The sequence below is a fragment of the Leyella stercorea genome, from assembly GCF_019052365.1.
Classification (GTDB): domain Bacteria; phylum Bacteroidota; class Bacteroidia; order Bacteroidales; family Bacteroidaceae; genus Prevotella.
Map to the genome: position 1 here is coordinate 1 of NZ_JAHQUY010000074.1, position 13,399 is coordinate 13,399.

The window sequence follows — 13,399 nt, forward strand, 5'->3', positions numbered from 1 at the left end:
CCCTCCCAACCCTCCCCGTCGGGGAGGGCTTAGTTAGCCTAAAAATGCTTAGAAAGGCTTAGTTTGCCTTGGCTTAGAAAGGCTTAAGAAGGCTTAGTTCGGCTTAAACGCCGCCTATGTTCTTCTTGGCTTAGAAAGGCTTAAGAAGGCTTAGCTCGGCTTAGAATAATGAAAAGGTTTAGTTGTTAATATAAGTTCGTAATAGTAGAAACTTGTTTTTAGAGTTAGAAGCCGGGGGCATCGTTGCCTCCGGCTTTTTTCGGTTATCTCATACAAACGCTTTTCTGTTTCAGATTAAAGCTGTAACTTTGCGGCTAAATAGGAGGTATGGGCATCTTGCCCATACCACGCATCCACAAACGCTTTTAAAAGTAAAAAAATAAAAAACATTTATGAAATCAATAAGCCGCATACTTAAAGGCAACCCTACAATGGCGGAGAGCACGGCCTATTCTGTGCTCGTCATCTGCTGTATCTCCCACTTTCTGAACGACATGATACAGTCGATCATTCCGTCTATCTATCCTATCCTCAAGGACAAGTTCGACTTCTCGTTCGCGCAGATAGGTATCATAACGCTCGTCTTTCAGATGACATCCTCCATTCTGCAGCCCTTCACCGGACTCTCTGCCGACCGCCATCCGCGCCCCTATGCGCTCTCCGTCGGCATGTGCTTCACGCTCGCCGGACTGCTCATGCTTGCGTTCGCCGAGAACTATCTGCTCATACTGCTGGCTGTGAGCGTCGTAGGCTTCGGCTCGTCCGTGTTCCACCCTACGGCGTCGAGCGTGACGCAACTGGCGTCGGGCGGCAAGAAGAGTCTTGCGCAGTCTATCTTCCAGGTGGGCGGCAACGGCGGTTCGGCGCTCGGCCCGCTGCTCGCAGCGCTCATCATCCAGCCCTTCGGACAGCACGCCATATCGTGGTTCGCCATAGCCGCCCTGCTCGCAGCACTCATCATGGTGCGCCTCGGAGCGTGGTATAAAGCCCGCCTACAGTACGCCGTGAAGCATCCGCGCAAGGCGGAAGCGCTGAACACGCACATCTCCCGACGCGCAAAGTACGGCGCATTGCTCATACTCATCCTGCTCATCTTCTCGAAATACTTCTACACATCCTGCATCACGAGCTACTTCACGTTCTACCTCATCGACAAGTTCGGTGTCTCGGTGCAGGCTTCGCAGATATGCCTCTTCGTGTTCCTCGCCGCCTTCGCCATCGGCACGCTCGCCGGCGGCGTGTTCGGCGACCGTTTCGGACGCAAGTACGTGATATGGTTCTCTATCCTTGGCGCGGCTCCGTTCGCTCTCGCCATGCCCTACGTCAGTCTGACATGGACCATCGTGTTCACCTTCCTCTCCGGACTCATCATCGCCTCGGCGTTCTCCTCGATAGTGGTCTACGCCACCGACCTCATGCCCGACAAGGTAGGACTTATAGCCGGCATCTTCTTCGGCTTGATGTTCGGACTGGGCGGCATCGGTTCGGCGTTCTTCGGATGGCTCGCCGACAAGACCAGCGTCGAATTTATCTTCAAGGTGAGCGCATTCCTGCCGCTGCTCGGCATAATCGCCGGACTGCTGCCCGATACGCAGAAGAAGTAGTGCTTTTAAACTCGCCAATACACTTTTCCTACATTTTTGATACTTCAAAAATACACTTTTCCTGTATTTTTGAAGCATCAAAATTACACTTTTCCTATAAAACTCGTAAATGCAGTAAATAGATATGAAAAAGACAATACCAGTTATAGGTATGGCGTGCGTTGTCTGCGCCGCCAACGTAGAGAATACGCTCCGTAAGCTGCGGGGCGTCAACTCGGCTACGGTAACGCTGTCTACACGCACGGTGCTTGTAGACTACGACCCAGATGTGATTACGCTCGACGACATGAAGCGCGAGGTGAGCAACTCCGGCTACGACCTCGTGGTGGAGAGCGACCGCAACGCCGAGGAGATTAACCGTCGCGAGTATACGTTGTTGCGCCGCCGCACGCTACTTTCGTGGCTGTTTGCCGCGCTCACGATGTACTTCGGCATGAGCGGCGACGGAGCCTTCAACAACCAAATCTGCCTCATACTCGCCCTCTTGAACATGTTCTACTGTGGCAGACGCTTCTATGTGTCGGCGGCAAAACAGATAACGCATCGCACGGCGAACATGGACTCGCTCGTGGCGCTGAGCACGCTCATAGCGTTCCTCTTCAGTACGTTCAATACGTTCTTCGGCGAGGCGGTTTGGGGAGCACGCGGCATAGAGTGGCACACCTACTTCGACGCTTCGGTGATGATAATCACGTTCGTGCTCACCGGTCGGTGTCTTGAGGAGAAAGCGAAAGACAGCACGGCGAGCAGCATACGCCAGCTCATGGGTATGCAGCCCAAGACGGCGCGCATCGTGACGCACGAGAAGATGGAAGACACCGACGACTACCGCATGGAGGAGGTGCCTATCTCGACGATTCAGATAGGCGACACGATAGAGGTGCGCGCCGGAGAGAAGATTCCGGTGGACGGTGTGGTGTGTGCGGCTGAGAGTTTCATGACTGCCGATGCGGCGTACGTAGACGAGGCTATGATAAGCGGCGAACCTACACCGGCTATGAAGAAAGCAGGCGACACCGTGCTCGCCGGAACCATACCCAGTCAGGGCAAACTGCGTATGCGTGCGCGTCAGATTGGCGAGAACACAGCTCTTGCGCACATCATACGCATGGTGCAGGAGGCGCAGGGCAGCAAGGCGCCCGTGCAGCGCATCGTAGACCGAGCCGCACGGGTGTTCGTGCCGACGGTGGCTGCCATCGCGCTGCTCACGTTCTGCGTGTGGTGGGCTGTAGGAGGCAACGCTGCACTGCCGCACGCTATTCTCTCGGCTGTGGCTGTGCTCGTCATAGCCTGCCCCTGCGCAATGGGATTGGCTACGCCGACGGCGCTCATGGTGGGCATCGGGAAGGCGGCGCAGAAGCAGATTCTCATAAAGGACGCGTCGGCGCTGGAGAACCTGCATAAGATTCTGGCACTCGTCGTCGACAAGACGGGCACGCTCACCATTCCGAACCCGAACATCGACTTCACACGCCCGTCTGACATACCGCTCGAAGAGCGCGAAACGCTGAAGCCTAATGCCAAGGAGGCGATGGCGCAGCTGCAGTCGGCTGGCATCGAGGTGTACATGATGAGTGGCGACAAGGAGGAGGCGGCTCGCTACTGGGCTGCTGAGGCTGGCATACGCAACTATCGCAGCAAGGTGCTGCCAGGCGACAAGCAGGCGCTCGTGCAGCAACTTCAGAGCGAAGGCAAGCGCGTGGCTATGGTGGGCGACGGCATCAACGACACGCAGGCGCTCGCCCTCGCCGATGTGGGTATTGCCATCGGTCGCGGCACAGATGTGGCGATGGACGTGGCGCAGATAACGTTGATGGGCGACGACCTCATGGCGCTGCCCGAAGCCGTAAGGCTCAGTAGACGCACCGTGCGCATGATATGGCAGAACCTCTTCTGGGCGTTCGTCTACAACATCGTTTGCATACCCCTCGCCGCCGGCGCCCTACACATCTTCGGCGTCGACTTTCAGATAACGCCGATGTGGGCAAGCGCCCTGATGGCGTTCTCAAGCGTAAGCGTAGTGCTCAACTCGCTGCGCCTGCGCTACGCGTAACGCCAATCGCAACTCTGATGTGCCGCTATTATATATAATAATGTATAGAGAAGCGGCGTACGGGGTGGGGAAGTGTTGGGCAAGTTGCAATCGTTTGCAGGTGTGTGCGAACACATTAAGGGTTGACGTAGGTCAAAAATAGGCGTTTTTAAGCGAAAAAAGAGTGTAAACACTTGTTTGTGTACGCAAACAATTGTAACTTTGCATCGTCAAAACAAGGGAACCGTGAGGCAACCGATTGACTAACAACATTAGGTAAAAGGTATTGAAAGGATAATTCGATAGGAAAGTCTTAAAGGTAAAGAAGATTCAGGACAACAAGAAGGTAAAAGATTAGGATGACTAAGGTATTAGTAAGGTAAAAGGTTAGGATAACAACACAGAAGGTATTAGAAAAGGTGAAAAGTAAAGGGTAACTTTGGTAAAGGTATTAGGTTGAAAAGGTAAGTAAGTTATTAGGTTAGTATTGTTGATAGAAGGTACATAGTTTGGTAGTTAAATGGTTAATTAAGTAGAAAAGTTATGTTGATGACGGTAATGATGAGCCTATTCGCAGCTACAGCTGCAATAGGAATGTGGGGAGAAGACAACAAGTAACGGTCTTTCTCACCCTACGCAGGATGAAGCGGAAACGCGGAGTCCAAACAAAATTGAGAAAATAGGAATTAGTAAATAGTTGGTCCATTGCAGCACAGCTGTAATGGATTTTTTTAATTTTATATATCCAGATGTTATTAGAGTTTTTTCTTACATGCAACAAGATTGGCGCCTTCACGTTGGGCGGCGGCTACGCCATGATTCCGATTATGGAGCGTGAGTTTGTAGACAAGCACCAGTGGATGGACCGTCAGGAGTTCATGGACATAATGGTTGTGGCGCAGACCACGCCCGGTATCTTTGCCATCGACATGGCGAGCCACATCGGCTACAAGTTGCGCGGTGTGTGGGGCGGTATAGTCGGAGCATTGGGCATTTCGTTGCCATCGATTATAGCGATAATGGTGATAGCGATGTTCTTCCAGAACTTCAAGGACAACGAGTATGTTGCAAAGTTCTTCCGCGGAGTGCGTCCGGCTGTGGTGGCGCTCATCGCTGCGCCGTGCTTCAAGATGGCGAAGACGGCGAACATAACATGGCGCACGGCGTGGATACCGGTGGCGTGTGCGGCGCTGATATGGCTGCTGGGCGTGTCGCCGATATATATCATCATAGCTGCCGGCTTGGCAGGATATCTTTATGGAAAAATGTTGAACTCAAAGCTCGAAAAATGATATTTTTAAAACTGTTCATTATATTCACGAAGATTGGCACGTTCAACTTCGGTGGCGGCTACGCTATGCTGTCGCTCATACACAACGAGACGGTGGTGAAGAATGCGTGGCTCACCAACTCTGAGTTTACGGACATCGTTGCCATCAGTCAGTCGACGCCGGGTCCGATCGGCATCAACGCCGCTACATACGTAGGCTATACGGCGGTGCTCAACCAGGGCTATCCCGAGTGGATGGCGATGATAGGCTCTGTGCTGGCGTCGCTCTCCATCATATGGTTGCCGTTCATCATCATGATACTCATATCGAGATACCTCATGACCCACCGCGACTCGAAGGCGGTGAAGAGCGTGTTCGCCGGTCTGCGCCCTGCCATTATAGGCTTGATAGCAGCCGCATCCTTGCTGCTTATGACCAAAGACAATTTCGGCTCGCCGAAAGACGAGCCGATAGGTTTCGGTATCAGCGTTGCGCTCTTTGCCGTAACGTTCTTCCTGACACGCTACCGCAAGACCAACCCGATACTGGTTATGCTGTGTTGTGGTGTGCTGGGCCTGCTTGTGTTCTAAGCGATAGGACAGCGCAGGTGGCGCATCTCGTGTCCGCCCCACATGGCGTCGTTGCAATACTCGAAGCCCACCGAACGATATAGACGCTCGGCGTTGGGATTGCCCTTATCGACCAGCAGCGCTGCAGGCAGATTGAGGCTTGCGGCGTGCTCGGTGGCACGTTTCAGCAGTTGGCGTGCTATGCCGCGGCGACGATATTCGGGATAGATAGCCAGCGAGTCGAGATAGAACTCGCCCGCTTCGGTTTCGTCGTCCATCTGCGAGTAGTCCATCTGGAGTTGCTTCAGCGCTTCTTTCTGGAAGCGGCGGCGCAGGCGGTGAAGGTCGGCTCCGTTGTAGCCCACGATGGCTCCGGCTACCGGTGCGTATTCCACGTTGCCCTCCGTAGCCTCCTCGTCAACAGCCACGAAGGTGTTGCGCCAACTGTACTGCGAGTCGTCCATCAGAACGAGGTCGAGCATCATGTGATAGAAATCGTCGAGCGTGTGCTCCTTGCCTGCCAGATACTGGCAGCAATCTTCCGTCATCGCCGTCATTATGAGCTGAGCGATGTCGGCTGCGTGTGCTGGTGTTGCTGGAATAATAGTCATACAAGTAGTTTCTTTTTCCGGCAAATTTAAGCAAAACTCGCCGAACCTACAAATATTTTTACTTATATTAAGAGGTGCGCAGCAGGTTGACCGGCGACGGAGTGGGGAAATAAATTCCGCTGAAACACTTGTTTATATGGATTTAAATGCCTAACTTTGCAAAAACAATCAAACCATTTTTGTTAAACACGGAGGGCAGAGCATGGCGTCGGGCAAGTCTGGGTGAGACTTCGCAAAGGCTATCAAGGTCTGCTTTGCTCCTGTCGTAGCAGAAACGGTAGCATATTGAAAAACAATAGATAAAGACAGATGAATGAGAATTCCGGCAGCAGGAACAGTGTCGGGATTCTTGTTTTTTTGTTATAGTAAAGAAAAAACATTAATAAAACAAACAAAGAAATCATGGCTTACATGTCACAAGAAGGCTACGACAAGCTCGTTGCCGATTTGAAACAGCTCGAATCAGTAGAGCGTCCGAAGGCTTCTGCAGCTATTGCTGAGGCTCGCGACAAGGGCGATTTGAGCGAGAATGCTGAGTATGACGCCGCTAAGGAGGCTCAGGCTCATCTCGAAGAGAAGATAAACCGTCTGAAGGTTGCTATCGCCGAGGCGAAGATTATCGACACATCGCGTCTTAGCACAAATACTGTGCAGATTCTGTCGAAGGTGGTGATGACAAACCTCGCCAACAAAGCAAAGATGTCCTACACCATCGTGAGCGAGAGCGAGGCTAACCTGCGTGAGGGCAAGATCTCTATCAATACACCTATCGCTCAGGGACTGCTCAACAAGAAGGTGGGCGACGAAGTGGAGATCAAGATTCCGCGTGGCACTATCCACCTGCGCATCGATAGCATCTCTTTCGAATAAAAGAGGGTGTGGTAGCACCGCATCAGACATTGGAAAAATCGCCTCATTGGGCGCTCAAAATACGTTCGAAGCCAGAAACCGCAGACCTGGAGTCTGAGGTTTCTGGCTTTCGCGTATATAAAAATATGTGTGAATGCGTGTGCTTGTCCGTTTTTTTCACTAATTTTGTAGAAATAAACTTTTAAAACCTATTGTTATGGATATATTCTCTAAAATCGCCGCAGGCGAGATTCCCAGCTATAAGTGTGCTGAGAGCGAACAGTTCTACGCTTTCCTTGATATCAACCCATTGGTGAAGGGCCACACACTCGTCATTCCGCGCCGCGAAGTGGACTACATCTTCGACATGGAGGACGACGAGATTGCCCAGTATCAGGTGTTTGCAAAGAAGGTGGCTGTAGCCATCAAGCGCGCTTTCCCATGTATCAAGGTGGGCGAGGCAGTGCTCGGACTCGAAGTGCCACACGCTCATATCCATCTCATCCCGATGCAGTCGGAGAAGGACATGCTCTTCTCTAACCCGAAGCTGAAGCTCTCGGAAGAGGAGTTCCGCGAGATAGCCGACAAGATCTACACCGAGTTCAAGAAACTGTAACACAACAACCCCCGCAATTCAGCTATGAAGAGAAACATTGCCATTATACTCGCTGGTGGAGTGGGCTCACGCCTTGGTATGTCCACACCGAAACAGTTCTTTAAGGTGGCAGGCAAGATGGTCGTGGAGCACACCATCGACGTGTTCGAGCGCAACCAGCACATCGACGAGATAGCCATTGTGTCTAATCCGGCGCTCGTTGCCGACTTCGAGAATATCGTGCTGCGCAACAAGTGGCGCAAGGTGAAGAAGATACTGAAGGGCGGAGCCGAGCGCTACTACTCGTCGCTCTCTGCCATCACCGCCTATCAGAACGAGGACGCCAACCTCATCTTCCACGACGCCGTACGTCCGCTCGTCAGCCAGCGCATCATCGACGACGTCGTGAAGGCGCTCGACACCCACCGCGCCGTGAACGTAGCCGTGCCTTCTGCCGATACGATCATCGAGGTGGACGGCGACTTCATCACTAACATCCCCGACCGTTCTCGTCTGCGTCGCGGACAGACTCCGCAGGCGTTCGACCGCCAGCTCATTGCCGAGGCTTACGAGAAAGCGCTCAAGGATCCCAACTTCCGCACTACCGACGACTGTGGCGTGGTGCGCACCTATCTGCCCGAAGAGCCTATCTTCGTGGTGCGTGGCGAGGAGAGCAACATGAAGCTCACCTATCGCGAGGACACATACATGATGGACAAGCTGTTCCAGCTGAAGAGCACCGAGCCTAACGACGTGCAGATTGGCGCTGAGTCGTTCTGCGGAAAAGTGGCTGTGGTGTTCGGCGGAAGCTACGGCATCGGCAAGAACATCGTGGAGATGCTCGAGCAGAGCGGCGCTCATGTGCACTCGTTCTCGCGCGGCGCAACGCATACCGATGTCGGCGACGACAACCAGGTGGCTCTTGCTCTGTCTGCTGTGGAGCAGAAGGAAGGACATATCGACTATGTTATCAACACCGCCGGCGTGCTCAACCGCGAACCGCTCGCTTCGATGGAGTACGACACCATACTGAAGGCTGTGCAGACCAACTATATGGGCACGGTGAACGTGGCTCTGCGTGCTCGTCCTTACCTGCAGCGCACACGCGGCAAGCTCATCTTCTTCACATCCAGCTCGTACACCCGCGGTCGCGCTTTCTACAGCATCTACTCGTCTACAAAGGCTGCCATCGTCAACTTTGTGCAGGCTGTTGCGCAGGAGTGGGATGCCGACGGCATCAGCATCAACTGCATCAACCCTGAGCGCACCAAGACTCCGATGCGCCAGCAGAACTTCGGCATCGAGCCGGACGAGACGCTGCTCATGCCGGAACGTGTGGCTGAGGCTACGCTGCGCACCCTGCTCACCGACTGCACGGGTCAGGTGATTGACGTGCGCCGACCTGCGGCTGGCAAGTAACAAGGCAAGCCGACGAGTTGACGTGTCGGCTTCTCGGCTTGCTGTTCTTCAACGAAACAATTATAAATGGATTATATAACCGAATTCAAACAGCGCCACCTCCGTCGTGCGCAGCTCAAGCAACTCTCCATTCTTGAGGAGATAGACCGCATCTGTCGAAAGCACGACATCAAGTACTGGCTCGACGGAGGCACTCTGCTCGGCGCCGTGCGTCACGGAGGCTTCATTCCGTGGGACGACGATATCGACATCGCCATGACGCTCGCCGACTCGCGCCGCTTCGCCGCGATTGCTCCTAAGGAACTGCGTAGCGGACTCGTGCTGCAAACGCCCGAGACCGAGAACACCAGAGAGCCGATTATGAAGGTGCGCGACCTCAACTCGTTCTACGTTGAGGGCAATGAGGACTTCTCGCTTGACTACTCTAAGGGACTCTTCGTAGACATCTTTCCGTTCATTCCTTACCCTAACGTGTCGCGCAGCTTCTGCAAGCGTTACGGCAAGGCTATGTCGAAGTGCTACTCCATATTGCACCACTCGCATCAGTACTCGTGGCGTGCTACGTTCGAACTGTTCTACTTCGGTGCGAAGTATCTTTTCTGCAAATCGGTGTGGGCTGCAGCCTTCGCCCTACGCAAGTGCGACACCTACATTTCCAACGTGCTTATCAACAACGGCTACGGCATCATGCACCGCCGCGACTGCGTGTTCCCGCTTTCCACGATAGAGTTCGAAGGCAAGCGCTTCGCTGCGCCAGCCGACCCCGACGCTTATCTGAGCGACCTCTACCGCAATTATATGCAGGTTCCGCCGAAGGAGAAGCAGAAGGTTCACGCCGTATTCATTCTGCCCGACTTGATTGAGGAGGCAGAAGTCAAGAAGTAGTGTTGTGGCATAAAGCTATCCGCAACACTCTTGCTAACATAATTATTTTATACGAAATGAAGCAGACCGAAACCGTAGCGGTGGTGATGTGTACATACAACGGAGCGAGTCGACACCTTGCAGAGCAGCTCGACTCGCTCTTTGCGCAGACCCAGCCGCCGAAGGAGATAATAGTGCAGGACGACTGTTCTACCGACAACACCATGGAGATGCTCGCCGACTATGCCCGCCGTGCGCCCCACGGAGTGCAGATGCGTGTCTATCAGAACGCGCAGCAGCAGGGCATCAACCGCAACTTCTTCTCAGCCATGCACCGCGCCACAGCCGACCTCATCGCCGTTTGCGACCAGGACGACATCTGGCTGCCTACGAAGCTCGAGGAGCAAAGCGCCGCTATCGGTCAGAACATGATGTGTGTCTGCCGATCGGTGCCGTTCACCGAGACCGGTGCTGAGGTGCGCTACGACAGTCGCCGGCCCAACTGCAACCTCATCCGTCTGTTCTATGCCTCGATGATGGGCCACTGCCAGATGCTGCGTCGCGAGTTGCTCGACGTGATACCTACCGAGGAGGAGTGTCCCGAGATATATCGCCGCACATGCTACGACGTGATGACCGCCACTGCCGCTGCGGCTCTCGACAGCATCGTGCTGCTCGATAAGGTGCTTGTGCGCCAGCGCCGCTATGCCGAGGCTGCCACATACGTCGGTGTCGACGCCCATCGTGTGCGGTCTGCCGACAATGCAGCCTACATGGTGTGGTACGGCGTGCGCAACTATTCGAAGGTGAAGCCCTGGATGAACGCCCACTTCGCCGCTCGCCGCGACTTTCTGCTTTGGGTAGAACGCAAGTCGAAGACTGCCTTCTCGGTTTCTGAAGCAGTTCTTCGTGATTCGGAGCTTTCTCCGTCAAGCAAAAACACCGTTCTCCCCACTACCGACAACGCCCTCTTCAGCGACGGCTTGCGCTTGCTCAACTACGAGACGGGTAGGGGACTGAAGGCGTTCTTCGGCCTGCTGCGAATGTACGTGCGCTATCGCCACCGCATCTTCTACACCCACGAGACCGACCCCGTTGCGTTTCTGCGCGCCGTGCTCCATCCGTTCATGCAGATATACAACTACCGCTACCTCGTAGGCAAGACCTACCGTTGACATCCGGCGGTCTTACCCGTAACAACCCCATACATATTATGAAGGTTTATTTCTACCATACGCAGAACATACAGTATTGCCTCCGTCGCATGGCGGAGGGCGAGTTCCCGTCGCATTTCCTATACGGAGCGTGCCACCTTGCCGACAACGGCGTCGACGTGGTGTATCACCGCTCGCCGAAGCACGAACTCTCCCGACTGAAGACAGCGCTCTATACGGCGTGGCGTGTGCTCACCTGCCGCGAGCGTTTCGACGCCATCTATGCCACCCACTACAAAGGTCTCGAACTCGTTGTGCTGCTGCGCGCACTCGGCTTGTTCCGCAAGCCCATCGTCGTGTGGCACCACCAGCCCATAGTGAAGTCGAAGAGCCGCCTGCGCGAACTGCTCGGTCGCTTTTTCTACAAAGGTTTCGACCGCCTGATATTCTTCTCTCAGAAACTCGTCGACGACTCGCTGAAGGCGCCGAAAGCCGATCCGCGCAAGCTCGTCGTAGGGCATTGGGGTGCCGACCTCGCCTTTTATGATAAGATAAAGGCTGAACTCAAAGCGGAGCAAGTCTCATCACCTCAACACCTCACCACAACACCACCTCACCACAACACCACCTCAACATCTTTCATCGCCACTGGCAAGGAGCAGCGCGACCAGCCCACGCTCATCGAAGCGTTCAACCGCACCGGTCGCCACCTTATATTATATATAGGTATCAATCCGAACCCGAACGTGCCCAACCCCAACCTCGAAGCCGTGGAGCGCTGCAAACCCGCCGATAACATCGACGTGGTGAAGATATGCGGACTGCTGCCTTACGAGATAGCTCGCGAAGTGGCGAAAGCCGACTGCGTAGTCATCTGCTGCCACCGCACACGCTACACCGCCGGACTCACCACCGTTGTGGAAGCGCTCGCTCTCGGTCTGCCCATCATCTGCAGTCGCAATCCGCAGATACCGGTCGACTTCGACCGTCTTGGCTGCGGCATCTCCGTTGAATATGGCGACGTCGAGGGGTGGCAGAGAGCCGTCGAATACATAGCCTCTCATCCCGAAGAAGCACGCAAGATGGGCTGTCGCGGACGCGAACTTGCTGAGCGAATGTTCAACGACGAACGTTGCGCAAAGGAGGTTGCTGAGGTTATAAAAGAAATTAGTTTGTAAAAATTACAAACATTCCTTTGCAGTTTCAAACTTAATCTGTATCTTTGCAGAAGAAAGGCTGCATCTCGGCAATTCAAGCAAGCTTGATTGCACTCGATTTGCACTTTCTTTGCAAAACAAAGTAAAAATGGCTTAAAGAATAATCATTATGAAGGAACTTAAAGGAACAAAAACAGAGCGCAACCTGCAGGAGGCTTTCGCAGGTGAGTCGCAGGCACGCAACAAGTACACATACTACGCATCAAAGGCTCGCAAGGAGGGCTATGAGCAGATAGCTGCTCTCTTCGAGGAGACAGCACAGAACGAGAAGGAGCACGCAAAGATGTGGTTCAAGTATCTGCAGGGTGGTGCCATCAAGGACACCGTAGAGAACCTGAAGGATGCTGCTGCTGGCGAGAACTTCGAGTGGACTGACATGTACGATCGCATGGCTAAGGAGGCCGACGAGGAAGGTTTCGCAGAGATTGCTGCCGCTATGCGTGGCGTAGGTGCTATCGAGAAGCACCACGAGGAGCGCTATCGCAAACTCCTGAAGAATATCGAGGACGGCGTAGTGTTCTCTCGCGACGGCGATTGCATCTGGCAGTGCCGCAACTGTGGTCACATCGTTGTAGGCAAGCAGGCTCCGGAGCTCTGCCCGGTGTGCAAGCATCCGCAGGCGTACTTCGAGCTGAAGGCAGAAAACTATTAAAAGTAATAAGTAGGAGCCGTGGGCATTCCTGCGTATTTTCACAGCACATAGTTTTAAAAACAACCGCTTCCGCAAAACTTTTGCTTCAAAAGTTTTGCGGAACGAAATAAAAAGCGTACCTTTGCACTCGCAAAACGCCAATGCCCAGATGGCGGAATCGGTAGACGCGCTGGTCTCAAACACCAGTGGGGCAACCCATCCCGGTTCGAGCCCGGGTCTGGGTACTGTAGACGACTAAGAGTTGGTTTCAACGCTTAGTCGTTTTTTTTGTGTATACCCGTTTATAATCACATTATTAGTTTTACCGGACAGCAATAAATAAAAAATTGTTTTGCGAAAAAATCTACCATATCTTCCAGCCGCCGATTCTTTTCTTGGCAACTCGCTGAGTATGTGCGACAAACGTGAACAATATCGGCTGGTAGATTTCTGAAAAATGGCTTTATCTCCCAGGCTATCTCCCAGCCGCAGAGGTAAGCGTATCCGCGATGCTAGTATATACACGTCAAAAAAATATCGCTCAAGTTTTTATTCTTGAGCGATATTTTTTTGTTTCCATTTA

The 13,399-nt window shown here is 53.4% G+C and carries 12 protein-coding genes and 1 tRNA gene; 12 read left to right on the forward strand and 1 reads right to left on the reverse strand.

The window, feature by feature from the left end:
- Nucleotides 1-392 precede the first annotated feature (392 nt).
- The 4 genes from KTQ90_RS10990 (at nucleotide 393) to KTQ90_RS11005 (ending at nucleotide 5,497) form a co-directional block, all read left to right on the forward strand.
- The gene (locus tag KTQ90_RS10990; protein ID WP_217318475.1) at nucleotides 393-1,604 is read left to right on the forward strand and encodes an MFS transporter; all 1,212 of its coding nucleotides are present in this window, start codon (nucleotides 393-395) and stop codon (nucleotides 1,602-1,604) included.
- 124 nt (nucleotides 1,605-1,728) lie between these two features.
- The gene (locus KTQ90_RS10995) at nucleotides 1,729-3,657 is read left to right on the forward strand and encodes a heavy metal translocating P-type ATPase (RefSeq protein WP_217318476.1); all 1,929 of its coding nucleotides are present in this window, start codon (nucleotides 1,729-1,731) and stop codon (nucleotides 3,655-3,657) included.
- 728 nt (nucleotides 3,658-4,385) lie between these two features.
- Complete coding sequence (locus KTQ90_RS11000; RefSeq protein WP_217318477.1) at nucleotides 4,386-4,928, forward strand: chromate transporter; 543 nt, start codon at nucleotides 4,386-4,388, stop codon at nucleotides 4,926-4,928.
- Nucleotides 4,925-5,497, forward strand: coding sequence for a chromate transporter (locus KTQ90_RS11005; RefSeq protein WP_217318478.1), 573 nt, complete (start codon nucleotides 4,925-4,927; stop codon nucleotides 5,495-5,497). Before KTQ90_RS11000 ends, KTQ90_RS11005 begins: the two co-directional genes overlap by 4 nt.
- Here KTQ90_RS11005 and KTQ90_RS11010 read toward each other — a convergent pair.
- On the reverse strand, nucleotides 5,494-6,087 hold the full coding sequence (locus KTQ90_RS11010) for a GNAT family N-acetyltransferase (RefSeq protein WP_217318479.1): 594 nt from the start codon (nucleotides 6,085-6,087) through the stop codon (nucleotides 5,494-5,496). The genes KTQ90_RS11005 and KTQ90_RS11010 overlap by 4 nt on opposite strands.
- 402 nt (nucleotides 6,088-6,489) lie before the next feature.
- On the opposite strand from KTQ90_RS11010, the gene greA reads away from it, so the two are divergent.
- From greA to KTQ90_RS11050, 8 genes are all read left to right on the forward strand, one after another.
- On the forward strand, nucleotides 6,490-6,957 hold the full coding sequence (gene greA, locus KTQ90_RS11015) for a transcription elongation factor GreA (RefSeq protein WP_217318480.1): 468 nt from the start codon (nucleotides 6,490-6,492) through the stop codon (nucleotides 6,955-6,957).
- 196 nt (nucleotides 6,958-7,153) lie between these two features.
- The gene (locus KTQ90_RS11020; protein ID WP_022157348.1) at nucleotides 7,154-7,552 is read left to right on the forward strand and encodes an HIT family protein; all 399 of its coding nucleotides are present in this window, start codon (nucleotides 7,154-7,156) and stop codon (nucleotides 7,550-7,552) included.
- Between the two features lie 24 nt (nucleotides 7,553-7,576).
- Nucleotides 7,577-8,950: a bifunctional cytidylyltransferase/SDR family oxidoreductase gene (locus KTQ90_RS11025; RefSeq protein WP_217318481.1), complete on the forward strand. Its 1,374-nt coding sequence runs from the start codon at nucleotides 7,577-7,579 to the stop codon at nucleotides 8,948-8,950.
- A gap of 66 nt (nucleotides 8,951-9,016) precedes the next feature.
- Nucleotides 9,017-9,835, forward strand: a complete 819-nt coding sequence (locus tag KTQ90_RS11030) for a LicD family protein (protein WP_217318482.1) — start codon at nucleotides 9,017-9,019, stop codon at nucleotides 9,833-9,835.
- A 56-nt stretch (nucleotides 9,836-9,891) separates the two neighbouring features.
- The gene (locus KTQ90_RS11035; RefSeq protein ID WP_217318483.1) at nucleotides 9,892-10,989 is read left to right on the forward strand and encodes a glycosyltransferase; all 1,098 of its coding nucleotides are present in this window, start codon (nucleotides 9,892-9,894) and stop codon (nucleotides 10,987-10,989) included.
- Between the two features lie 38 nt (nucleotides 10,990-11,027).
- On the forward strand, nucleotides 11,028-12,146 hold the full coding sequence (locus KTQ90_RS11040; RefSeq protein WP_217318484.1) for a glycosyltransferase: 1,119 nt from the start codon (nucleotides 11,028-11,030) through the stop codon (nucleotides 12,144-12,146).
- A gap of 148 nt (nucleotides 12,147-12,294) precedes the next feature.
- On the forward strand, nucleotides 12,295-12,837 hold the full coding sequence (gene rbr / locus KTQ90_RS11045) for a rubrerythrin (protein ID WP_217318485.1): 543 nt from the start codon (nucleotides 12,295-12,297) through the stop codon (nucleotides 12,835-12,837).
- Between the two features lie 142 nt (nucleotides 12,838-12,979).
- Nucleotides 12,980-13,061 (forward strand) — tRNA-Leu (locus KTQ90_RS11050).
- Nucleotides 13,062-13,399 lie beyond the last annotated feature (338 nt).

Coding starts and splice junctions, on each gene's coding strand:
- KTQ90_RS10990 (WP_217318475.1), top strand. CDS start 393: ATGAAATCAATAAGCCGCATACTTAAAGGCAACCCTACAATGGCGGAG.
- KTQ90_RS10995 (WP_217318476.1), top strand. CDS start 1,729: ATGAAAAAGACAATACCAGTTATAGGTATGGCGTGCGTTGTCTGCGCC.
- KTQ90_RS11000 (WP_217318477.1), top strand. CDS start 4,386: ATGTTATTAGAGTTTTTTCTTACATGCAACAAGATTGGCGCCTTCACG.
- KTQ90_RS11005 (WP_217318478.1), top strand. CDS start 4,925: ATGATATTTTTAAAACTGTTCATTATATTCACGAAGATTGGCACGTTC.
- KTQ90_RS11010 (WP_217318479.1), bottom strand. CDS start 6,087: ATGACTATTATTCCAGCAACACCAGCACACGCAGCCGACATCGCTCAG.
- greA (WP_217318480.1), top strand. CDS start 6,490: ATGGCTTACATGTCACAAGAAGGCTACGACAAGCTCGTTGCCGATTTG.
- KTQ90_RS11020 (WP_022157348.1), top strand. CDS start 7,154: ATGGATATATTCTCTAAAATCGCCGCAGGCGAGATTCCCAGCTATAAG.
- KTQ90_RS11025 (WP_217318481.1), top strand. CDS start 7,577: ATGAAGAGAAACATTGCCATTATACTCGCTGGTGGAGTGGGCTCACGC.
- KTQ90_RS11030 (WP_217318482.1), top strand. CDS start 9,017: ATGGATTATATAACCGAATTCAAACAGCGCCACCTCCGTCGTGCGCAG.
- KTQ90_RS11035 (WP_217318483.1), top strand. CDS start 9,892: ATGAAGCAGACCGAAACCGTAGCGGTGGTGATGTGTACATACAACGGA.
- KTQ90_RS11040 (WP_217318484.1), top strand. CDS start 11,028: ATGAAGGTTTATTTCTACCATACGCAGAACATACAGTATTGCCTCCGT.
- rbr (WP_217318485.1), top strand. CDS start 12,295: ATGAAGGAACTTAAAGGAACAAAAACAGAGCGCAACCTGCAGGAGGCT.